Annotated in this window: 21 protein-coding genes; 10 read left to right on the forward strand and 11 right to left on the reverse strand. The window is 66.6% G+C overall.

Going from position 1 to position 21,835, the window contains the following annotated elements; genetic code table 11:
• Nucleotides 1-18: 18 nt before the first annotated feature.
• Nucleotides 19-1,593 carry a diguanylate cyclase gene (locus tag ACFWP0_RS09390; protein ID WP_377841460.1) on the reverse strand — a complete coding sequence of 525 codons (1,575 nt, stop codon included), beginning with the start codon at nt 1,591-1,593 and terminating at the stop codon, nt 19-21.
• A gap of 214 nt (nt 1,594-1,807) precedes the next feature.
• On the opposite strand from ACFWP0_RS09390, the gene ACFWP0_RS09395 reads away from it, so the two are divergent.
• Nucleotides 1,808-3,637 carry a DUF4153 domain-containing protein gene (locus ACFWP0_RS09395; protein ID WP_377841462.1) on the forward strand — a complete coding sequence of 610 codons (1,830 nt, stop codon included), beginning with the start codon at nt 1,808-1,810 and terminating at the stop codon, nt 3,635-3,637.
• Nucleotides 3,638-3,683: 46 nt separating this feature from the next.
• Here ACFWP0_RS09395 and ACFWP0_RS09400 read toward each other — a convergent pair whose 3' ends face one another.
• The 3 genes from ACFWP0_RS09400 to ACFWP0_RS09410 form a co-directional block, all read right to left on the reverse strand.
• Nucleotides 3,684-3,905: a hypothetical protein gene (locus tag ACFWP0_RS09400; protein WP_377841463.1), complete on the reverse strand. Its 222-nt coding sequence runs from the start codon at nt 3,903-3,905 to the stop codon at nt 3,684-3,686.
• A 130-nt stretch (nt 3,906-4,035) separates the two neighbouring features.
• Complete coding sequence (locus tag ACFWP0_RS09405; protein WP_377841465.1) at nt 4,036-5,127, reverse strand: AI-2E family transporter; 1,092 nt, start codon at nt 5,125-5,127, stop codon at nt 4,036-4,038.
• A 91-nt stretch (nt 5,128-5,218) separates the two neighbouring features.
• A complete protein-coding gene (locus ACFWP0_RS09410; RefSeq protein WP_377841467.1) occupies nt 5,219-5,932 on the reverse strand; it encodes a DUF3053 family protein in 714 nt (237 codons plus the stop codon).
• Between the two features lie 269 nt (nt 5,933-6,201).
• Here ACFWP0_RS09410 and ACFWP0_RS09415 point away from each other — a divergent pair, with 269 nt between their 5' ends.
• From ACFWP0_RS09415 to ACFWP0_RS09425, 3 genes are all read left to right on the forward strand, one after another.
• Nucleotides 6,202-6,561 carry a hypothetical protein gene (locus tag ACFWP0_RS09415; RefSeq protein WP_377841469.1) on the forward strand — a complete coding sequence of 120 codons (360 nt, stop codon included), beginning with the start codon at nt 6,202-6,204 and terminating at the stop codon, nt 6,559-6,561.
• Between the two features lie 666 nt (nt 6,562-7,227).
• Nucleotides 7,228-7,509: a hypothetical protein gene (locus ACFWP0_RS09420; RefSeq protein WP_377841470.1), complete on the forward strand. Its 282-nt coding sequence runs from the start codon at nt 7,228-7,230 to the stop codon at nt 7,507-7,509.
• Between the two features lie 87 nt (nt 7,510-7,596).
• Entirely contained in the window at nt 7,597-8,289 is a 693-nt protein-coding gene (locus ACFWP0_RS09425; RefSeq protein ID WP_377841472.1) for a cytochrome b/b6 domain-containing protein, read from the forward strand.
• A 151-nt stretch (nt 8,290-8,440) separates the two neighbouring features.
• Here the strand turns inward: ACFWP0_RS09425 and ACFWP0_RS09430 are convergent, their stop codons facing one another.
• Nucleotides 8,441-8,899: a c-type cytochrome gene (locus tag ACFWP0_RS09430; protein ID WP_377841474.1), complete on the reverse strand. Its 459-nt coding sequence runs from the start codon at nt 8,897-8,899 to the stop codon at nt 8,441-8,443.
• Between the two features lie 58 nt (nt 8,900-8,957).
• Complete coding sequence (gene purB / locus ACFWP0_RS09435) at nt 8,958-10,334, reverse strand: adenylosuccinate lyase (RefSeq protein ID WP_377841476.1); 1,377 nt, start codon at nt 10,332-10,334, stop codon at nt 8,958-8,960.
• A gap of 160 nt (nt 10,335-10,494) precedes the next feature.
• Between purB and ACFWP0_RS09440 the strand changes: the two genes are divergently transcribed.
• Nucleotides 10,495-11,106: a glutathione S-transferase gene (locus ACFWP0_RS09440; RefSeq protein ID WP_377841478.1), complete on the forward strand. Its 612-nt coding sequence runs from the start codon at nt 10,495-10,497 to the stop codon at nt 11,104-11,106.
• 75 nt (nt 11,107-11,181) lie between these two features.
• Here the strand turns inward: ACFWP0_RS09440 and ACFWP0_RS09445 are convergent, their stop codons facing one another.
• The 3 genes from ACFWP0_RS09445 to gcvA all read right to left on the reverse strand — a co-directional run bounded on the left by ACFWP0_RS09445 (nt 11,182) and on the right by gcvA (nt 14,138).
• Nucleotides 11,182-12,000 (reverse strand): sulfite exporter TauE/SafE family protein, encoded by an 819-nt coding sequence (locus ACFWP0_RS09445; protein WP_377841479.1) that lies wholly within the window; start codon nt 11,998-12,000, stop codon nt 11,182-11,184.
• A gap of 85 nt (nt 12,001-12,085) precedes the next feature.
• Nucleotides 12,086-13,204, reverse strand: coding sequence for a tRNA 2-thiouridine(34) synthase MnmA (mnmA, locus tag ACFWP0_RS09450; RefSeq protein WP_377841481.1), 1,119 nt, complete (start codon nt 13,202-13,204; stop codon nt 12,086-12,088).
• Between the two features lie 7 nt (nt 13,205-13,211).
• Nucleotides 13,212-14,138, reverse strand: a complete 927-nt coding sequence (gene gcvA, locus ACFWP0_RS09455; protein WP_377841482.1) for a transcriptional regulator GcvA — start codon at nt 14,136-14,138, stop codon at nt 13,212-13,214.
• Between the two features lie 237 nt (nt 14,139-14,375).
• On the opposite strand from gcvA, the gene ACFWP0_RS09460 reads away from it, so the two are divergent.
• From ACFWP0_RS09460 to ACFWP0_RS09480, 5 genes are all read left to right on the forward strand, one after another.
• Entirely contained in the window at nt 14,376-15,365 is a 990-nt protein-coding gene (locus ACFWP0_RS09460; protein ID WP_377841484.1) for a Bug family tripartite tricarboxylate transporter substrate binding protein, read from the forward strand.
• A 67-nt stretch (nt 15,366-15,432) separates the two neighbouring features.
• Nucleotides 15,433-16,308, forward strand: coding sequence for an N-formylglutamate amidohydrolase (locus tag ACFWP0_RS09465; RefSeq protein WP_377841485.1), 876 nt, complete (start codon nt 15,433-15,435; stop codon nt 16,306-16,308).
• Nucleotides 16,309-16,513: 205 nt separating this feature from the next.
• Complete coding sequence (locus ACFWP0_RS09470; RefSeq protein ID WP_377841487.1) at nt 16,514-17,632, forward strand: Re/Si-specific NAD(P)(+) transhydrogenase subunit alpha; 1,119 nt, start codon at nt 16,514-16,516, stop codon at nt 17,630-17,632.
• Nucleotides 17,633-17,634: 2 nt separating this feature from the next.
• Complete coding sequence (locus tag ACFWP0_RS09475) at nt 17,635-17,952, forward strand: NAD(P) transhydrogenase subunit alpha (protein ID WP_006224972.1); 318 nt, start codon at nt 17,635-17,637, stop codon at nt 17,950-17,952.
• Complete coding sequence (locus ACFWP0_RS09480; RefSeq protein WP_377841488.1) at nt 17,949-19,388, forward strand: NAD(P)(+) transhydrogenase (Re/Si-specific) subunit beta; 1,440 nt, start codon at nt 17,949-17,951, stop codon at nt 19,386-19,388. The genes ACFWP0_RS09475 and ACFWP0_RS09480 overlap by 4 nt, the downstream gene beginning before the upstream one ends.
• Before the next feature lie 93 nt (nt 19,389-19,481).
• Here the strand turns inward: ACFWP0_RS09480 and glcF are convergent, their stop codons facing one another.
• The gene (gene glcF / locus ACFWP0_RS09485; protein WP_377841490.1) at nt 19,482-20,717 is read right to left on the reverse strand and encodes a glycolate oxidase subunit GlcF; all 1,236 of its coding nucleotides are present in this window, start codon (nt 20,715-20,717) and stop codon (nt 19,482-19,484) included.
• 6 nt (nt 20,718-20,723) lie between these two features.
• The gene (gene glcE / locus ACFWP0_RS09490) at nt 20,724-21,830 is read right to left on the reverse strand and encodes a glycolate oxidase subunit GlcE (RefSeq protein WP_377841492.1); all 1,107 of its coding nucleotides are present in this window, start codon (nt 21,828-21,830) and stop codon (nt 20,724-20,726) included.
• Nucleotides 21,831-21,835 lie beyond the last annotated feature (5 nt).

Below are 21,835 nucleotides of genomic sequence, written 5' to 3' on the forward strand. Positions count from 1 at the left end.
CACCGCAAGCGGCGGGACTCACTGGTCCATTGCCACCCTCCGCTTGCCCTGCCCCTTGGCCTTGTAGAGCGCCACGTCGGCGCGCTCAAGCAACTGCAGCATCGTCACGCCGGACTGCGGAAAGACCGCAATGCCCACGCTCGCCGACACCGCAACGCGAACATTGGGATACGGCACGGACAGGCTCTCGACCAGCGCTTCGGCGACTTGCCGCGCGCTCTCCTGATCGGCCCCCATCAGTAGCACCGCGAACTCGTCCCCTCCCAGCCTCGCGGCCACATCCGACACCCGGATCGCCCGCGCCATCCGCTCGGCCGCTTCCTTCAGAACCGTGTCGCCCGCGGCATGGCCATGCATGTCGTTGACGGCCTTGAAGCCATCCAGGTCGATCGCCAGGATGGAGAATGTATCCCCGCTGCGCTGCGCGACGGCCAGCTCGCGCAGCACCAGCTCGCCGAACAGCACCCGGTTGCACAAGCCAGTCAGCGGATCGTAGTGCGCCAGGTGCTGGGCGTGCGCCAGCATGCGGGAGGCCTGCAGCATGGCCGTGCCCACTTCCTGGGCTTCCTTGATGCGCGTGGCCGGCAGTTCGACCGTGCGGCCCTCGCCCAGCGCCAGCGCCGGCGCAACCAGCCCCTGCACGGCCGAGGTCAGCCGGCTCGCCAGCCGCAGCGCCAGCCACAGGCCCATCCCGAAGGCGAACAGCGTGCCCAGGCCGATCCAGGCAATGGACCGGTAGAGATCCGAGGTCAAGAGGCTCATCGGCGCGCCGGCGGCGACCGTCCAGCCGGACAGCGCCGAACGGCTGAACGCCGTGTAGACGGGCGTGCCTTCCTTGGTGACGGTCTCCAGCGACCCTTCGCCTTCCTGCTGCACGGCGCGGGCCAGCGCCGGCACCGCCTTCTGCCCCACGAACCTCGACGTGTCGCGGGTGCGCGCGACGATCGTTCCGGACCTGTCCAGCACGGCGGCCACCCAACCCTCGGGCAGGGCGCGGCGGCCCAGCACGTTGCCGATGCGCTCTGGAGACAGCCCCACGTTCAGGCTGTAGACCACCTCATCGCCTCGCACCACGGGCACGCCCAGCGCAATGGTGGGATCGCGGCTGACGCCGCCGGTAAACAAGCTCGTGAGCACCGGCATGCGCGACTGGAAAACACGGGCCAGTTCCTCGGCCGCGCCGCTGGTCGGCAAGGCGGTTCCGAACGGAACCAGGGTGTTGACGACTTGCCGCCCATCCTTGTTGGTCAGGACGTAGCTGTCCACGATCTGGAACCGCACCGCATCGCGCGCCCGCTGGTGGAATCCGGCCAGATCTCCGCCGGCCAGATCGGGGGACGTGGCCAGCATCTGCAGCCCGGCCTCGACGCCGGTCAGCTCGCGATCCAGGATGGCGGTGAGGTTGCGCGCCAGGAAAATCGTGTCGCGGAATATCCGCTCTCTCTGGATGACGTAGCTTTCGTAGACCGCCACGGACGCCACGATCAGCGCAGGCGTAATGCAGACAAAGACCAGGGCCAGCAACCCGGTCCGCATGGAGTACCGGTGCTGGCGCCGCCGGCGCACGCCGGCCGGGCTTTCGCCGTCAGCCATGGGCAGGCTCGCCCGCCAAGGCGCGCGCAGCGCCGACATCCCGCCGAAATGAGAGCCCTGGCACCATGCGCCTCCCGATACGTCCTTCCCGACCCGTGGTCTGGGGATGGATCGGCAAGGCCTCCGGGCGCCTTGCCGATGTGGTGAAAATATCGCGTCCCCAATTTACTCCCAAATGGTCCGGCCGGGGTGGCAGGTTGCTACTATGCCGGCCATGAATAATCCACCCGGCAACACCTCGCTCCCCCGCCGCCTCGAACCGGCCGACAAGGCGGTGCTGACCTACGGCGCCATCGCCGCGGTGCTTGGCCTGATCTTGTACTTCCTGGCGACGCGGCGGCTTTGGCCTCTGGGCAACCTGTATGTCCTGACCTTCCTGCTGCAATTCGCGTGGCTCCCCGCGCTGGCGGGCGCCATGCTGGCAGGCATGCGCGGCGGCCGGCGCTGGCTGATTGCCCTGGCCGCCTACGGGCTGGTTCTGCCCGCCCTGTCCGCCTATGGGCTCTGCCTGGGCGGGGAAGTGCCGCCCCATGAAGCGAACGGCCTGCCCAATACCTCGGACCTGTTCTTCGCCGTGCTGCTGACAGGCGCAGGCGGGTTCATCCTGCTGCCGCTGATCCAGGCGCTGGACGCAAGCAAACTCCAGTGGAACTATCCCGCGGTGTTTCGCGCCGCGTGGCGCAACGCCGTGCATCTGGGGATGGCGGGCTGCCTGACGCTGGCGGTCTGCCTGTTGCTGTGGGCGGCGGGCGCGATGTTCCGCATGATCGGCATCCCCGTCGTGCACGACATCGTTGCCGCCCTGCCCTTCAAGATCGCCCTCTGGCCGATGATTCTTGCCGCCAGCCTGGTGGGCGCGCGACGCCGCCCGCAACTGGCGGAAATGCTGCAGCGGTCCTGGCTGACGCTCAACGCCTGGCTGCTGCCGCTGGTGACCCTGGTCGGGGTGGCCTTCACTATCGCGCTGGCCGCCCGCCTGGCGCTGGATCTGCAAGCCGTCACGCTCTCGGCCGGCGCGCTCATCGCGTTCTCGCTGTTGTGGATCAAGCTGATCAACGCCGCCTGGCAGGACAGCGAAGAGGCGGCGCCGTTCGGGCCGCGGCTGCGCCGGCTGTTGCGCCTGGGCATGGTCTGCCTGCTGCCCCTGGCCGCGGTCGCGGCCTATGGCATCGCGGTGCGCGTCGGCCAATACGGCTGGACGATCAGCCGCGTCTGGGCCGCCTACGCCTGCGCGCTCGCCGGCCTGTACGGCCTGGGCTATGCCTGCGCGGCCCTGCGTCCCAGGCGCTACTACGCCACGCTGGGCGCGACCAACCTGATCGCCGCCGGCGCCACGCTGGCGCTGCTTGCGGCGATCGCCTCGTCGTGGGCCAGCCCGCAGCGGCTTGCCGTCCAAAGCCAGGTATCGCGCTTGATGGAGGGCCGCGTCGAGCCCGACCGGTTCCGCTATGTGGATATGAAGGACAGCCACGGACAGTGGGGCCGGACCGCGCTGCAGCGGCTGGCGGACGGGGCGGCCAACGCCCAGGATCCCCGGATCGCACTAGCCGCCGCGGACGCTCTTGAACATCGCTACTACTCCTGGGACGGGCCGGCAAGGGCGCCGCGCGCGCAAGCCATGCCTGCGTTCTCGACCTATCCACACGGTCGCGACGTCCCGCAGGCATGGTGGGCCTATGTTGCCGAGGCCTATCCGCACATCGTCGCCGACTGCTTGCCGGCATCCGGACAGGCGGCGCCGGACCACGCGCCCGCCCCTGCGTGCCAACTGATCCTTGCCGATATCTCCGGCGACGGCGAGGATGACGTCATCCTGTACGTGCCCCGGCTGGGCGACCAGGGCTGGAGCCGATTCGGGTTCTTCGCCTACAACATCGGGCCCGCCGGAACCTGGCGCTTGCTGGGCCGGCTGCAACCCGAACCGGGTGCGGACGAGTCCGGCGACATGGACGTGCTGGCCGCCATCCGGCAGGGCCTGGTCCGCACGGCGCCCCGCGAAGACCGCGACCTGATCATCGGCGACGGCCGCCTGCGCCTGAAATGACGCAAGAGAAAGCGCGGGCGGGCGTATACCGGCCCGCGCCTGCGCGCTACTGGTCTTCCAGGTCCGGCGTGCCGGTGAATTGGCTCTTGAGCAGGGTCAGCGCCCCCTTCTCGGCCAGAGCCTCGTTCGGGAACACGTGCCTGGTGTCTTCAAGCACCGGAAATCCGAAGACCCTGACCCGGGTGTGATACCCCTCGGGGGTCTCGGCAAATTCGATGTCGAAGTTGCGTTCTTCGATCCAGCCTGATCGATGCAGTTTCCATTCCATATGCAACGCGCTCCTGATTGGCGAAGTTGACACGAAAGGCCGGCCCAACAGGCGCCGGCGCTGCTACACCATACACCCGCCAAGACGCGGGCGGATGACGACGAGCCATCCGCGCCCCGCGCCGGTATCGCTACTTGCCCTCGGACTGGCGGTCTTCGGCGCGAGGGGCCGCCACGCCGGATGCGGGCGAGAACAGATCCCAGCTTGCCATGAACAAGGCGGCGATCAGCGGACCGATCACGAAGCCGTTCAGGCCGAACAGGGCCATGCCGCCCAGCGTGGAGATCAGCACCACGTAGTCCGGCATCTTGGTGTCCTTGCCCACCAGGATGGGACGCAGCACGTTGTCGACCATGCCGATGACAAGCACGCCGAAGGCGATCAGCGCAACGCCCTTCATCGTGGCGCCCGTCAGCAGGAAATAGATGGCCACCGGCGCCCAGATCAGGCCGGCGCCCACCGCCGGCAGCAGCGACAGAAAGCCCATGATCACGCCCCACAGCAGCGCGCCCTGGATAGACAGGATAGAGAAGATGATGCCGCCCAGCGCGCCCTGCGCCGCCGCCACCGCGACGTTGCCCTTGACGGTGGCGCGCACGACGGTGGTGAACTTGCGAAACAGATGCTGCTTGTGCGCATCGCTCAGCGGCATCGCGCGCTTGAGACGCGCCGACAGCTGCGGACCGTCCCGCAACAGGAAGAACAGCAGGTACAGCATGATGGCAAAGCTGATCACGAACTGGAACGTGTCCTGTCCGATGCTCAGGGCCTGCGTGGCCAGGAACTGGCTGGCCTGCATCGCGCCCACGCTGAGCTTTTCCTGCAGGCTGGGAATGTCGGCCAGGTCGAAGCGCGACAGCATGTCGTGCACCGACGGAGGCAAGGCCGCCATGGCCTGCTGGAAGTAGGCGCCGAAGTTGATCTGCCCGGACTTGATGCTCTGGTAGAGGTTCGCGCCTTCGCGCACCAGCGATCCGCTGATCACGACCAGCGGCAGGATCACCAGCAGCAGCACCAGCAGCAAGGTGATCAGCGCGGCAAGATTGCGCCGCCCCCCGATGCGCGGCACCAGGCGGCGCTGCAACGGAGCAAAAAGGATGGCGAGGATGGCGCCCCAGAAAACGGCGCCGTAGAAAGGCCACAACAACCAGCCGAACGCGATGGTGACCACCACAAGCAGGAGCAGAAAGGTTTTGTGGTGCAAGCTGGAAGATTGACTCATATTCCGTCCAAGGCGCGGCGAGCGCCGCGAGAGCCGCATTGTACAAAGCGACGCCGGGCAGCGCTGGGCGCCCGGCTCGCGAGGCATGGGCCTAGGGAGCGGCCGCGCCGCGGTCCGCGGCCCGCGACAAGGTCGCGCGGGCCTGCTCCAGCCCTTCGGATTGCGCGTTCAGGCCCTGCAGCCGCAGATTCAGCTCCTGCTGGATCGTCGGCTTGGCCACAAGTGTCTGCCCGTTCACCAGCTGGATGTCCGCGGCATGGGCCGCCACGAAGTCCGCCACGCCCAGGGCGTCGCGGGCCGCAGAGTCCATTCGTGAAGCCGCATCCATCAGTTCGGCGGCAGGCGCGGTCACCGCCTCGTCATACACGCCATCATAGACGGGCGCCAGATCGGGGGGCAGGCTCAGGGCGGCCCGGGCCTTGTCCGCCTTGGCGCGGGCATCCTGAAGTTCCGCCGCGCTTTGCGCCAGGGTCTTGCGCGCGGCCTCGAACCCGTCCGTGCGCTCCACGATGTCGCCGACCGAGCGTATCGTCTCCATCGCCAGCACATCGCGCAGCGGCCTGGCCGCCTTCGCCATGGATTCCTGGAAATCCGTGATCACCTCATAGGCGTCGGCGTAATCGCCCACAGCCTCTTTTTCGGGCTTGCTCAGCGTCCCGATGGGCACCAGCGCGCCGCTGCCCATCCGAGTTTGCAGCAACTGTATGAACGCAATGCGCTCCTGGGGCTCCTTGTTGACGCAGGCTGCCAGGACCAGCATCGAAGCCATCGCCAAGCCCGTCAGGCACGCGCGAAACAGGGTCATGCGCATCCTCCCATGCATGCAGGTTTGCGAAAAGCCGCAGCCGCGCGATTGCGGCGGGCGCCTTCCGGCAGATTATCCGGTAGCGCCAACCCGCTGCCGCCGACGGGCGGATTTTGTTGCCATCGAAGCGAGTTGACACAGCGCGGGCCGGCCATTGGGCCAGAAGTATGCACCAACGCGCGGCCGCGCTGGGGCCCCGCCGCGTCATCCCCTAAAATAGCGGTTCCGGCCGCTTGCGGCCGTCCGCAACACTGGCTTGGCCTCACGACATGACTCAGAACGCTTCCTCCCACACCTGGGGCTTCGCCCATCCCGATTGCCGCGGCGCGGCCGCCTTGCTGTTTTTCATGAATGACCTCGCCCAGGTGGTCAACCAGTACCTCGGCAACGGCCAGTTGTCCGACGAGGCCCTGGCCGATGCGCAAAAGGCTGTCGACGCGTTGCTGGACCGCTATGTCGAGATCCAGGCGGCCCCCGAAGCCTTCAATGACGAACGCATCGAACTCGCGCTTGAAACGGTGCAGCAGCCCGACGGCACGAGCGGCGCTCAGGTGGCGCTGCGCATGTCGCCTCGCCTTGAAGGCCTGATCATCGAAGCCCAGCGCCAGGCGCGCCCGGTCGCGCACTGACCATCGGCGCGGGGCTGGCCTGCCCGCCTAAAAAAGTACTTGCCAAACGGATCGACTAGCGATACTATCGTTGGTTGAGATCTGCGCACGCACCACCTTATTTGAAAATAAACGGTGCCGCATCAAGGGTTTCGGAAGCACCAGCCATACCCCAGGGCTTGACCGCAACTGCGACCACCAAGCCAACCGGGCCCCACGGAATTTGCGAAATACAACGCGAAAAACGCAAACCCGGGTCCTGGTCTGGAATAAAACGCCTTCACCAAACCGCCAGTCCGGCTTGGCAAGAAGCAACGACACAGCAACTACACATACAGCGGCAAACGCAAACGCCGCAAGCGCCAGGGCCCACCCGCTCTGAGCAACCCCTCAGGCCGCGAGAGCGCACGCGCCAAGCAAGTCTTGCACGCGCACGCCACACGGCCTGAACCGATGCCCTCCCGGACTGAACAAAGGGCATCGCGCCGGCAACCCGCGCGCGCAAAAACATGAGAATGCGCAATGGGACGGCGGCAGTTATGCGTTAGTGTCATGAAAGGCCTGTCCAATTCAACCCGGCTGGACCAGGCAAGCGGCAAGGATGCGCGGCGTTGTTGGCGCCCCGATCCTGCGCAACATGGCAAAACGCAGCTTTTCAAATAACTAGAACTTAAGAGATCACACACCATGAATACTCGTTTCACTACCTCGGATCTGATCCGCCGTCCGGCTCACACCAAGCTGGACAACATGCCGATCCACATCGGCGACATCGTTTACCTCAAGCCGGCCAACGGCCCGGAAATTCGCGCGACGGTCATTTTCAATGCGCCGATCAACGGCACGACCACCTATACGACCGAAGTCGTGCCTTGCGGCGCGCCTGCGCAAAAGGCTCCCGGCCAGCGCATCCGCTTTCGCCACGAGCACGTGCATCGCATCGAACCGGTGCGCCGCGCCACTCGCTGATCCAGCTCAAAACCGCCGCGTTTCGTACGCGGCGGTTTTCTTTGCGCGTGATAAAGTCCCGGCAAACCTTGCCTTGGCGATATCCCCATGCAGAACAATCGTCGCGCGGTCCGCATCTGGGACCTCCCCACCCGCATATTCCACTGGGCGCTCGTCGCCTGTATCGTCGGCGCGTTCGTCAGCGTCAAGCTCGGCGGGCTGTACATGGACTGGCACGTGCGTTTCGGCTGCACGGCCCTGGGCCTGATCCTCTTTCGCCTGCTGTGGGGCTTCCTCGGCCCGCGCTACGCCCGATTCGCGCAGTTCGTGCGCGGCCCTTCGGCGGTGGCCAGATACCTCAAGGGCGCGGCCGCTCCCGCCGGCCACAATCCTCTGGGCGCGCTGTCGGTCATGGCCCTGTTGCTTGTCGTGGGCTTCCAGGCGGTCAGCGGCCTGTTCACCACCGACGACATCATGACGCAGGGCCCGCTGTTCGGCCACGTGGGCGAGGCCACCGCCAGCGCCCTGACGTCCTGGCACAAGCTCAATGAATGGGTCATCATCGGCCTGATCGCCCTGCATCTGCTGGCCGTGGCCTGGTATGCCGTGGTGCGCCGCAAGCGCCTGGTGCGCGCCATCATCACGGGCAATGTCGACGCCAAGGACGTGCCGCCCGGCACGCCGCCCGCGCAGGACGGCGTTGCCGTCTGGCTGCGCGCCCTACTCCTGGGCGCTTGCGTGACCGGTCTGGTGCTGTGGATACGGTCCCTGGAAGTCATGTCGGACATGTCTTTTTCATGACCTCGCCCGATAGAACCGCCCCGCATTAAAAAAACCCCTGCGTGAACTGCCCCCCCCCCGAAGGTTGGATTTCGTCCAACTTTCGGGGGTCAGTTCAGCGAGGGGCTTTTCCTTTGACGCCGATCGCCATCCGAGGACGGCCGCCGGGACCTTACTTTTTCTTGCGGTAGGCGTCGTGGCAGGCCTTGCAGCTTGCGCCCACATCGCCAAAGGCCGCGCGCAGCTTGTCCAGGTCGCCGGCATCGGCCGCGGCCGACAGCTTGACGATGTTGTCCTGGAAGGCCTGCTGCTTCTGCTTGAAGCCGGCGGCGTCGCTCCAGATTTCCGGACGGGCGTCGCCGCCTTCCGTACCCGGGCCGAAAGCCGTCCACGGCAGTGCCGACAGCGTCTTCAGCACTTCGACGTTGGCCTTGATCTGCGCGGCGTCGTAGGGCGCCTGGCCCTTGACCACCGGCGCCATGCGCCCGAAGTGCGAGCCCATCAGCGACAGCGCCGACTGGCGGTACTTGACCGCGTCTTCGGGCTTGGCGAATTGCGCGGAGGCGGACGTCGCCAGCAGCGGGCCCACCGTCATACAGGCCAGCGCGACAAGCGTGGACAACTTCTTCATTGCATTCTCCCGTAGGTACAACGTGAAAGCCGCGCGCATGACGCGCGCGGCACGGCGACTATACCGCCCGGGCCAGCTCGGCAGCCAGTCCGATATAAGAGCGCGGCGTCATCGCCAGCAGGCGGGCCTTCGGCTCTTCAGGCAGCGCCAGGCCCTGGATGAATTCTCGCAGAGCCTCTTCGGTAATGCCCTTGCCGCGCGTCAAGGCTTTCAGTTGTTCGTAGGGCTGCGGCAGGCCATAGCGGCGCATCACGGTTTGCACGGGCTCGGCCAGCACTTCCCAGCACGCGTCGATATCGGCGTCGATGGCGGCCACGTTCACTTCCAGCTTGCCCAGGCCGCGCATGCAGGCATCCCAGGCGACCAGGCAGTAGCCCAGGCCCACGCCCAGGTTGCGCAGCACGGTGGAATCGGTCAGGTCGCGCTGCCAGCGCGAGACGGGCAGCTTGTCGGCCAGGTGGCGCAGCACGGCGTTGGCCAGGCCCAGGTTGCCTTCCGAGTTTTCGAAGTCGATCGGGTTGACTTTGTGCGGCATGGTCGACGAGCCCACCTCGCCCTCCTTCAGGCGCTGCTTGAAGTAGCCGAGGGCCACGTAGCCCCAGATGTCGCGGTCCAGGTCCAGCACGATGATGTTCGCGCGGGTGATGGCGTCGAACAGGGCAGACATCCAGTCATGCGGCTCGATCTGGATGGTGTGGCGGTTCTGGGTCAGGCCCAGTCCGGCCAGCACGCGCTGGCTGAACGCCGGCCAGTCGATTTCGGGATAGGCGGACAGGTGGGCGTTGTAGTTGCCCGTCGCGCCGTTGAGCTTGGCCAGGGGCTCGACCGCCTCCACGGCGGCGATGGCGCGATTCAGGCGCGCCGCCACGTTGGCGAATTCCTTGCCCAGCGTCGTCGGGCTGGCGGGCTGGCCGTGCGTGCGCGACAGCATGGGCTGGTCAGCCTGGGCGACGGCCATTTCGTTCAGCTTGGCGGCGACCTCGCGCAGGCGCGGCACCACCACCAGGTCGCGGGCGCGCGACAGCATCAGCGCGTGCGAGGTGTTGTTGATGTCCTCGGAGGTGCAGGCGAAGTGGATGAATTCGGCGGCGCGGGCCAGTTCGGCGTCATCGGCCACTTTTTCCTTCAGCCAGTATTCGACGGCCTTCACGTCGTGGTTCGTGACGCGTTCGATATCCTTGATGCGGCCAGCATCCGCCTCGGAGAAATCCTGCACGAGCTGCCCCAGGCGGGCGCGGGCGCCCTCGGAGAACGCGGGCAGTTCCGGCAGGCCGGCGTCGGACAGGGCAATCAGCCAGGCCACTTCGACTTCGACGCGGTGCGCCATGAAGCCGGCCTCGGAGAGCAGACCGCGCAGCGCGTCGCCCCGGGAAGCGTACCGGCCATCCAATGGCGAAAGGGCATTAAGTTGGCTCAATTGATCGGCGATTTGCATGGTCTGGGAAAGAAAAAGCTACGGATGGGAAAACCCGGCGATTTTATCACCCGAGGGCGCGCAACATTGTGGCAAACTGGCGAAGATTCCGCCCGGCGGACAATTGACCGTCATGCGGCCTGCTATACTTCGGCCGCTTTCCGACTCCGCTTGTGACTCCATGAAACTGATCGGCTCGCTTACCAGTCCATACGTGCGCAAAGTGCGTATCGTCATGGCCGAGAAAAAGCTGGATTACCGGCTCGAACTCGAAAACGTCTGGTCCGCCGACACGCAGATCCAAACGTACAACCCGCTGGGCAAGGTGCCCTGCCTGGTCATGGAAGATGGCGGCGCTTTGTTTGATTCGCGCGTCATCGTCGAGTACCTGGACACCTTGTCGCCCGTCGCCCGCCTGATCCCTCAGCCGGGGCGAGACCGTGCAGCCGTCAAATGCTGGGAAGCCATCGCCGATGGCCTCCTGGACGCCTGCGTGGCCATCGTCAAGGAAAACCAGCGCCCCGAGGCCCAACGCAGCCCCGAATGGATCGAACGCCAGTACAGCAAGATCCACGCCAGCCTCGACGCCATGAACAAGAGCCTGGGCGACAACGCCCACTGCATGGGCATCAACTACAGCCTGGCCGATATCGCCGTCGGCTGCGCGCTGGGCTACCTGGACCTGCGCTTTGCCTCGCTGGACTGGCGCGCCGGCCAGCCCAACCTGGCTCGCCTGCACGAAAAGCTGTCCCAGCGGCAGTCGTTCATCGACACCATCCCCAAGACCGCCTGACGGTTCCTGGACGGGCGCCCGGCTTGCCTGGGCGCCTGCGCCGGCCGCGCTCCGCGGCCGGATTCCCTCTCCCGATCAAGCCGAAAAGGTCTGCCAGGCCTTGAACAGCATGTACGCGGCCAGGGCAAACAACAGGCACGCAAACACCCGCTTCAAGGTCTGCATCGGCATGCGATGCGCCACGCGCGCGCCCAGCGGGGCCGTCAGCACGCTGGTGCACACCAGCGCGATCAGAGCCGGCCAATAGATGTAGCCCAGCATGCCGGGACGCGACACGCTCTCGTTCAGGCCCGACACCACATAGCCCACGCTGTTGGCCAGCGCAATGGGAAAGCCCAGCGCGGCCGAGGTCGACACCGCGTTGAGCAGCGCCACGTTGCACCAGACCATGAAGGGCACGGACAGGAAGCCGCCGCCCGCGCCGACCAGCCCCGACAGGAAGCCGATGCCGGCCCCCGCCGCGCTGGTGCCCGCGATGCCCGGCATCTGGCGGGAAGGCTTGGGCTTCTTGTTGCGCAGCATGCTCCAGCCGGAATAGCCCACGAACAGCGCAAAGAACAGCGACAGCCACAAGGTGCTGAGGGCGGCGAAGACCGCGCCGCCCGACACCAGGCCGCCGACGATGATGCCCGGCGCCATGGCCGCCACGATGCCCCATTTGATCGTGCCGCGCTGCTGGTGAGCCCGGATGCTGGAAACGGAGGTAAAGAGAATCGACGTCATCGATGTCGCGATCGCGGCGTGCACCACCAGTTCGGGCGGCATGCCCTGCCAGGCAAACAGCATCGTCAGGAACGGCACCAGCAGCATCCCGCCCCCGATGCCCAGCAGCCCTGCAGCAAATCCCACCACGGCGCCCAGCACCAGCAGGCAAATCAACATCGTTACATCCACAACGGTCTCCTCTTTTTAGTTGTCATGAACAAGGCCCCTCGGGTGTTGCACCGGGGGGCCTTGATTGCGGGCAGCACGGCATTGCCTACACGATGATGCCGCCGCCCAGGCAAACCTCGCCATCGTATAGCACCGCCGACTGCCCGGGCGTGACCGCCCATTGCGGCTCGGTGAAATCCAGCGCGAAAACGCCGTCCGCGGCGCGGTCCAGCCGGCATGCGGCATCGGCCTGGCGATAGCGCGTCTTGGCGCCGTAGCCGCCCGCGGGCGGCGGATGGCCGACGACCCAGCTCGCGTCCTGCGCCTGCAGGCTGGCCGACAGCAGCCAGGGATGGTCATGCCCCTGCACCACGTAGAGCACATTGCGCTCCAGGTCCTTGCGCGCCACGTACCAGGCCTCGGCCGTGCCGTCTTCGCGCTGCCGGCCCTTCACGCCGCCCACGCCCAGCCCCTTGCGCTGGCCCAGCGTGTAGAACGACAGGCCCTCGTGACGGCCGACCATCTGCCCCTCGGGGGTCATGATCGGGCCGGGCTCGGTCGGCAGGTAGCGGTTCAGGAATTCGCGGAACGGCCGCTCGCCGATGAAGCAGATCCCCGTGGAATCCTTCTTGGCGGCGTTGTGCAGGCCGATCTCGTGCGCAATGCGCCGGACCTCCGTCTTGTGGATCTCGCCCAGCGGAAACAGGGTGCGCGACAGTTGCGCCTGGTTCAGGCGATGCAGGAAGTAGCTCTGGTCCTTGGAGGCGTCCAGCGCCTTGAGGAGCTGGAACTGCGTGCCGCCACCCTCGGCCGGGACCTCGCGCACGCGCGCATAGTGGCCCGTGGCAATGTGCTCGGCGCCCAGCGCCATGGCGTGGTCGAGGAACGCCTTGAACTTGATCTCGGCGTTGCACAGCACGTCAGGATTGGGCGTGCGGCCGGCGGAGTACTCGCGCAGGAACTCCGCGAACACGCGGTCCTTGTATTCGGCGGCGAAGTTGACGAACTCGAACTCCACGCCGACCAGGTCGGCCACGCTGGCCGCGTCCAGCAGGTCCTGGCGGGTGGAGCAGTATTCGGAATCGTCGTCGTCTTCCCAGTTCTTCATGAACAGGCCGACGACCTCGTAGCCTTGCTGCTTGAGCAGCCAGGCGGTGACCGAAGAATCGACCCCGCCGGACATGCCGACGACAACGCGGCCTTTCTTGGTGGATGTTTCACTCATGATGGGACTATTTTAGATCGGACAGGGCGGCTTCCCGCGGCCGGGGCTCGGCGGCCCGCGACACTTCCATCAGCCAGGCGCGGAACGCCTGCAACGTAGGGAGGTTGGCCTTCTGCTCGGGATAGCACAGGTAGTAGCCCATGCGGGCGCGGATGGGCAGCCTGATGGCGACGGCCAGCTTGCCGTCGCGCAGCTCATCCTCGATCAGGCAACGGGGTATCAGCGCCACGCCGAAGCCCGCCGCCGCGGCCTGCGAAAGCAGCGCGTACTGGTCAAAGCGCGCCCCCTCCAGGCTGCGCCGGGTATCGCAGCCGGCCTGCTCGAACCAGTCGCGCCAGCCGTCCAGCGCGGAGGTGTGGTGCAGCAGCGGATAGGCCAGCAGGTCCTCGGGCGACGCGCAGCCTTCCGGGATCAGCCTGGGGCTGCATACGGGCAGGATCTCGCGGCCGACGATATAGTCCGCGCCGCTACCGGGCCAGAGGCCCTCGCCAAATCGCACGGCGGCGTCCAGCTCGGGCGTGGAAAAGTCATAGCCCTGGCGGTGCGGCAGGAACTCCACATGGATGTCGGGGCGCAGGCGCATGAAGGCGGTCAGGCGCGGGATCAGCCAGCGAGCGCCGAAGGTCGGCATGCAGGTCAGGTTCAGCGTGCCGCCCTGCCCCTGGTGCGCGATCAGTTCGACGGTGGCGGCCTCGATCTGCCCCAGGCCCGCCTGGATCTTGGTCAGGTAGCTGCGGCCGGCTTCGGTCAGGACCAGGCCTTGCCTGATCCGCAGGAATAGTTCGACGCCGACGAACTCCTCCAAATGTTTCACCTGTTTACTAACCGCCCCCTGCGTCACGCACAATTCCTGGGCGGCGCGGGTGAAACTGCTGTGCCGCGCAGCAACTTCGAACGCCTGAAGATCCGTTAAAGAGGGACAGAAACGCCGCATCTGTAGCCCCCACGCTCGCCGTGGGGCTCCCTGCCCCAGAGGGGCTTTATCCTGGCTCGGCGCGGCGGAAAACGTTACACAAAAGTAACGTCCGATCGGCATCGGCCAAAAAGAGGTATGAAAAAAAGTCATAGCTTACGGAGAAACTTTCGTTTGCGCAAACCGGGCCGCCAGGAAAGAATCGTTGCGTTTGCGTCTGCCTTTGCGCATCCGCTTTCCAATCTATTAGGGGAATCCATGCAACGCCGTAACGTAGTACTGGGCCTGTGTGTCGCCGCCGCGACCCTGGCCATGCCGCTGACCTCGGGTATCGCGCACGCTGAAGACGCGTATCCGACCAAGCCCATCCGCCTGATCGTTCCCTTCCCGCCCGGCGGCACCACCGACATCGTCGGCCGCCTGTTCGCGGACAAGCTGAGCAAGGAACTGGGCCAGACCGTCGTGGTGGAAAACCGGGGCGGCGCGGGCGGCTCGATCGGCAGCGCATTCGTCGCCAGCAGCGCGCCGGACGGCTACGTCCTGGGCATCGCCACCGTCAGCACGCACGGCATCAACCCGGCCATCTACCCGAACCTGCCGTTCGATGGCGAGAAGGACTTCACGCCCGTCTCGAACCTGGCCGCCGTGCCCAACATCATGACCATCAACCCGAAGGTCCAGGCCAAGAATATCGCCGAGTTCATCACGCTGGCCAAGAGCCAGCCGGGCAAGCTGACGTATGCGTCGGCCGGCAACGGTTCGGTCTCGCACATGATGGGCGAACTGTTCAAGATGGCTTCGGGCACCGACCTGATGCACGTGCCCTACCGTGGCGTGGGCCCGGCGCTGAACGACGCGCTGGCCGGCCAGGTCGACGTCATGTATGACAACCTGCCCTCCACCTTGCCGCACGTGCAGTCCGGCCGCCTGATCGCCATGGCCGTCGCCGCGCCCAAGCGCGTGGCCTCGCTGCCCGACGTGCCCACGTTCGCCGAAGCCGGCCTGCCCGCCGTGAACGACGCATCCTGGTTCGGCCTGGTCGCCCCGGCCAAGCTGCCCGCCCCCGTCCTGGCCAAGCTCAACGCCGCCGTTCAGAAGGTCAGCGCCGAAGCCGACGTCAAGGCGCGCCTGGAAGCCCTGGGCGCCGCGCCGGCCGCCAACACCTCGGCCGAATTCGGCGCGCAGATCTCGGCTGAAATCGCCAAGAACAAGCGCATCGCCAAAGAAGCCAACGTGAAGATCGACTAAGCGGTCTTCGGTCCTCGCGCGCCGTCGGCGCGCGAGGACCTCCGATTCACGAACGCAATACCCCTATATGCGAATTACCCAACCCCTGTCTTACCGGCTCGACCTTCCGCAGCAATATCCGAATTCGGAATCCTCGGCTCCGCTTGTGCTGGACTCTCCGCACAGCGGCACCGCCTACCCCCCCGATTTCGCGGCCGCGGTGGACTTTGGCGCATTGCGCACTGCCGAGGACACCTGGGTTGACGACCTGTGGGGCGACGCCATTGAAATGGGCGTGCCGATGATCGCCGCCGCGTTTCCGCGCGCCTACATCGACGCCAACCGCGCGCCCGACGAGATCGACGAACTGCTGCTGGATGCAGCGTGGCCCGACGCCATCAATGCCTCGCCGAAGGTCAGGCTGGGCAAGGGCCTGATCTGGCGCATGCTCGATGACGGCACGCCGCTGTACAACCGCAAGCTCACGGTCGAAGAAGTCCGCCATCGCATCAACGCCTGCTGGAAGCCCTATCACGCGGCGCTGGGCGAGGTGCTGGACAACGCCCACCAGAAGTTCGGTAAGGTCTGGCACATCAACTGCCACTCCATGCCCAGCGTCGCCGGCGCCTTCGCCACCGATCGCCCCGGCCTGGTCCACCCCGACTTCGTGCTGGGCGACCGCGACGGCAGCACCAGCGATCCGGCCTTCCGCGAATTCATCGCGGCCTGGCTGCGCGAGCGCGGCTACGATGTCACCGTGAACGATCCCTACAAGGGCGTGGAGCTGGTGCGCGCCTTCGGCCGCCCCGAAGAGGGCCGCCACAGCCTGCAGATCGAGATCAACCGCAAGCTCTACATGGACGAAGCCACACTGCGTCCCACCGAAAACTATGGCCGCCTGAAGGCCGATCTGCGCGACCTTACCGCCGCGCTGATCCTCTGGACTCGCGCGCAAACGGCCTGACGCCGGACGTTTGCGTGCTGGTGCCGGCCAGCGACGTGGTAAGTCTGGCCGGAGCAAGTGGGTTGCGAAACCCGAGCCCCATGGTTCGCCATGGGGCTTTTTTTGCCTGGCCGCCGCACCCGGGGCGGCACGCGGGCGAAGCGAGTGCAGCCTGGGGCAGACATTCCGTGTATAACTACGGCGAACCTTCTGAGGAGAGGCGTCGATGCACATCGGGATACCAAAAGAAACCCGAGACGGGGAAACCCGTGTCGCAGCAACACCAGAGACCGTCAAGAAGTATGTAGGCGGCAAACACACGGTCGTCGTGGAACGCGGGGCAGGCAGCGCGGCCCGCTATCTCGACGACGCCTATGAAGCAGCGGGCGCCACGCTCGGTTCCGCCCAGGATGCCCTGGGCGCCGAACTGGTCATGAAGGTTCGCGCGCCCGACACCGCGGAATTGCCGCACATGAAGGCGGGCGCCGTCGTGGTCGGCATGCTCGATCCGTTCGACGCCGAGGGCCTTGCGCAGATGGCCGGCGCAGGACTGGTCGGATTCGCGCTGGAGGCCGCCCCCCGCATCACCCGCGCCCAAAGCCTGGACGTGCTGTCGTCGCAGGCCAACCTGGCCGGCTACAAGGCCGTGCTGCTGGCCGCCCATCACTATGGCCGGCTCATCCCCATGATGATGACCGCCGCCGGCACCCTCAAGGCCGCGCGCGCCGTCGTGCTCGGCACCGGCGTGGCCGGCCTGCAGGCCATCGCCACGGCCAAGCGGCTGGGCGCGGTGGTCGAGGCCTCGGACGTGCGCCCCGCCGCCCGCGAACAGGTCGAATCGCTGGGGGCCAAGTTCATCGACGTTCCCTTCGAGACCGACGAAGAACGCGAAATCGCGCAAGGCACGGGCGGCTACGCCCGGCCCATGCCGCCCGCCTGGATGGCCCGACAGGCGGCGCTGGTGTCCGAACGCTGCAAGCAGGCCGACATCGTCATCGCGACCGCGCTGATCCCCGGGCGGCCCGCCCCCACGCTGGTTTCGGCGGAAACGGTCGCGGCCATGAAGCCGGGCTCCGTGCTGGTGGACCTTGCGGTCGAACGCGGCGGCAACTGCCCGCTGTCCGAGAAAGGCAAGATCGTTGATAAGCACGACGTGACGATCATCGGGCTCACCAACCTGCCCGGCCTGGTCGCCACCGATGCCTCGGCGCTCTACGCGCGCAACATCCTGGATTTCCTGAAGCTCATCATCAATGCGGACGGCGCGCTGGCGATCCAGCGCGACGATGAAATCGTGGCGGCCTGCCTGGTGTGCGAAGGCGGCAACGTGACGCGGAGGACCTGAACATGGAAGCGATCAACCCCACCCTGATGAACCTCATCATCTTCGTGCTGGCCATCTATGTCGGCTATCACGTGGTGTGGAACGTCACCCCCGCGCTGCACACGCCGCTGATGGCCGTGACCAACGCCATTTCCGCCATCATCATCGTGGGCGCGATGCTGGCGGCCGCGCTGACCGAAGGCGGACTCGCCCGCGGCATGGGCGTGTTCGCCGTGGCGCTGGCCGCCGTGAACGTGTTTGGCGGTTTCCTCGTGACGCGGCGCATGCTTGAGATGTTCAAGAAAAAGGACAGGAAGCCGGGCAAGGAGGAGGCGAAATGATCTCGCTGAACCTCGTCACCCTGCTGTATCTGGTCGCCTCGGTCTGCTTCATCCAGGCGCTCAAGGGATTGTCCCACCCCACCACCTCGCGCCTGGGCAATGCCTTCGGCATGGCCGGCATGGCGATCGCCGTGCTGACCACGGCCGCGCTCATCGTGGCCCTGGCGCGCAGCGGCACGGCCACGATCGGACTGGGCTGGGTGCTGTTGGGCCTGCTGGTGGGCGGTTCCGTCGGCACGCTGATGGCCAAGCGCGTCGAAATGACGAAGATGCCCGAGCTGGTCGCCTTCATGCACAGCATGATCGGCCTGGCTGCCGTCGCCATCGCGGTGGCCGTCGTGGCCGAACCGCATGCCTTCGGCATCGTGCCGGCGGGCATGGCCATCCCCACCGGCAACCGCTTCGAGCTGTTCATCGGCACCTTCGTGGGCGCCATCACGTTCTCGGGCTCCGTCATCGCCTTCGGCAAGCTGTCGGGCAAGTACAAGTTCCGGCTGTTCCAGGGCGCGCCCGTCGTGTTCCCCGGCCAGCACATGCTGAACCTGGCGCTGGCGCTGCTGATGCTCGCCTGCGGCATCTGGTTCATGCTCACGCAGGAATGGACGCCCTTCATCATCATGACCGCCATCGCCTTCGTGCTGGGCGTGCTGATCATCATCCCGATCGGCGGCGCGGACATGCCGGTCGTGGTGTCGATGCTGAACAGCTATTCGGGCTGGGCGGCGGCGGGCATCGGCTTTTCGCTGAACAACCCGATGCTGATCATCGCCGGTTCGCTGGTGGGTTCGTCGGGCGCCATCCTGTCCTACATCATGTGCAAGGCGATGAACCGGTCGTTCTTCAACGTGATCCTGGGCGGCTTTGGCGGACAGGCCGGAGGCGGCGCGGCGGCCGGCGACGGGCAGCAGCGCAGCGTCAAGTCGGGCAGCCCCGACGATGCGGCCTTCCTGATGACCAATGCCGAAAGCGTGACCATCGTGCCGGGCTACGGCCTGGCGGTGGCGCGCGCGCAGCATGCATTGAAGGAACTGGCCGAAAAACTCCACGCGCGCGGCGTGACGGTCAAGTACGCGATCCACCCGGTCGCTGGCCGCATGCCGGGCCACATGAACGTGCTGCTGGCCGAGGCCGAAGTGCCCTACGACCAGGTCTTCGAAATGGAAGACATCAACAGCGAGTTCGGCCAGACCGACGTGGTGCTGGTGCTGGGCGCAAACGACGTGGTCAACCCCGCCGCCAAGAACGACCCGAAGTCGCCGATTGCCGGCATGCCCATCCTGGAAGCCTACAAGGCGCGCACCGTGATTGTGAACAAGCGCTCCATGGCCTCGGGCTACGCCGGCCTGGACAACGAACTGTTCTACATGGACCGCACGATGATGGTCTTCGGCGACGCCAAGAAGGTCCTGGAAGACATGGTCAAAGCAGTGGAGTAGAAGCCCCCACGCCGCGCCCACTACGTGGGCTTGCTGCCCCCCCAGGGGGGCTTTTTTGCCTTGGGGCGGCCCGGCGGCAAAAATGCCGCCGCGCTAGCCCGGCGGGGGCTGCCGCAACTGCTCGTCCACCACCTCGACCCAATGCCGCACCGGCGTATCGGTGCCGCTTTGCAGGTGGCCGATGCAGCCGATGTTGGCCGACAGGATCACATCGGGACTACCCGCGGCGATGGCGCCAAGCTTGCGGTCTCGAAGCTCCAGCGCGATCTCCGGATTCAGCACCGAATACGCGCCCGCCGATCCGCAGCACAGATGCTTGTCGGCGAACGGCTGCAATTCAAAGCCCAGGTCCGCCAGCAGTTGCTCCGACAAGGGCCGCAGCCCCTGCCAATGCTGCAGGGTGCAGGGCGGATGGAACGCGGCCCGCGTGCCCGCGGGCAAGCGCGCGCGCAGCCGGTCGGCATGCGGCGCCACGATTTCGGCGACGTCCTTGACCAGCGCCACGATGTCCGCCGCCTTTTGGGCATAGGCGGGATCATGCCGCAGGTGGTGCGCGTACTCCTTGACCATGGCGCCGCAGCCCGATGCGTTCATGACGATGGCCTCGACCTTCCCGTCCTGCACCAGCGGCCACCAGGCATCGACGTTGGCGCGCATCTGCGCCACGGCCTCGTCCTGCGCATCCAGGTGGAAGCTGACGGCTCCGCAGCAACCGGCGCCCGGCGCGATGCGCGCGCCGATGCCGACGGCATCCAGCACGCGGATCGTGGCGGCGTCGATCGTAGGCATCATGGCCGGCTGCACGCAGCCGGCCAGCATCAGAACCTGGCGCGCATGGCCGCCGACTTGCGGCAGCACGCCCGCGTCGCGGCGTTCGGGGACCTTGCGCCTGAGCGATTCCGGCAGCATTCCGCGCATGCTCTGCCCCAGCCGCATGGCGGGCGCGAACAGCGGCGACAGCATCGCCCGCCGCAACAGGGTGCGCTTGGTCTTGTCCGCCCAGGAGCGCTGCACGCGCTCGTCCACGATCTTGCGGCCGATATCCACCAGATGCCCGTACTCCACGCCGGACGGGCATGTGGTTTCGCAATTGCGGCAGGTCAGGCAGCGATCCAGGTGCTGTTGCGTGGACTGCGTGGGCTCCTTGCCTTCCAGCACCTGCTTGATCAGGTAGATGCGCCCCCGCGGGCTGTCGAGTTCATCGCCCAGGACCTGATAGGTCGGACAGGTGGCCGTGCAAAAGCCGCAGTGCACGCAGCGGCGCAGGATGGCGTCGGCCTCTTTGCCCAGATCGGTATCGCGTGCCCAGGATGCCAGGTTGGTTTGCATGATGCGCTATAGCTCCAGGACCAGGCGGCCAGGATTGAACAGGCCGGCCGGATCGAGCTCCTGCTTGAGCCGGCGCGTGATCGAGCCGACGCCGGGCGTCAGCGGATGAAAAACCCCATCGGCCGGAGGCGTCGTGTGCGCGGCGCGAAAGAGCGTCGCATGCCCGCCCAGCCCTGCGGCGATCTCGCGCAGTTCGGCGGCGTCGCGGGGGCCGGACAGCCAGCGCTGCCCTCCGCCCCATTCCAGCAAGGTCGGCCCCAACCCGAGCCCGGGCGCCGTGGGCGGCAATGCAAGCCGCCACAGGGGCTGGTCCGGCGCAAAGAATGCATGGGTCTGCTCGCGCAGCGACCGCCACCACGCCTCGGCCGCTTCGGGCGCGAGCGGATCGCCGCCGATCACCCGGCGGGCGCTGGCAAGCGCGGGCGGCGCGCCCGACAGGCGCACGCTCGTCATGCCTTCGCCGCGTTCATCGGCGCCCGTCCAGCTGGTGGCGGAGATGGGCAGGGGCTTGCCCCGCCACAAGGCGAAGCTGGTCAGCGCCTGCGCTTGCGTGGCCGGCATGGTGAGCGTCAGCTCGTCCATCGGCCGGGGCACGACTTTGAGCGACACCTCAAGAATGGCGCCGAAGATGCCGTGCGAACCCGCCAGCAAACGGGACACGTCGTACCCCGCCACGTTCTTCATGACCTCTCCGCCGAAGGACAGGATGCGCCCTTCGGAATCCAGCAGCCGCGCGCCCAGGACAAAATCCTTCAAGGCGCCGGCGCTCATTCGGCGCGGGCCCGACAGGCCCGCGGCCACGCATCCGCCCACCGTGGCGGAGGCCGCGAAATGCGGCGGCTCGAACGCCAGCATCTGGCCGTTTTCGGCGAGCGCGGCTTCAAGCTCCGCCAGCGGGGTGCCGGCGCGCACCGTCGCCACCAGCTCCGACGGGTGGTAGCTGACGATGCCGCGATAAGGCGTCATGTCCAGCAGGCAATGGCCGTCCTGCGGCCTTACCGGCCGGTAGTTGCCATAGAAACCCTTGCTGCCGCCGCCCATCACGAACAAGGGCTTGTGGCCGGCACGCGCCGTCATGACCTGGTCGCACAATTCCGACAGGACAAAATCCATAAGGG

This window comes from Achromobacter sp. NPDC058515 (assembly GCF_042721735.1).
Classification (GTDB): Bacteria; Pseudomonadota; Gammaproteobacteria; order Burkholderiales; family Burkholderiaceae_B; genus Achromobacter.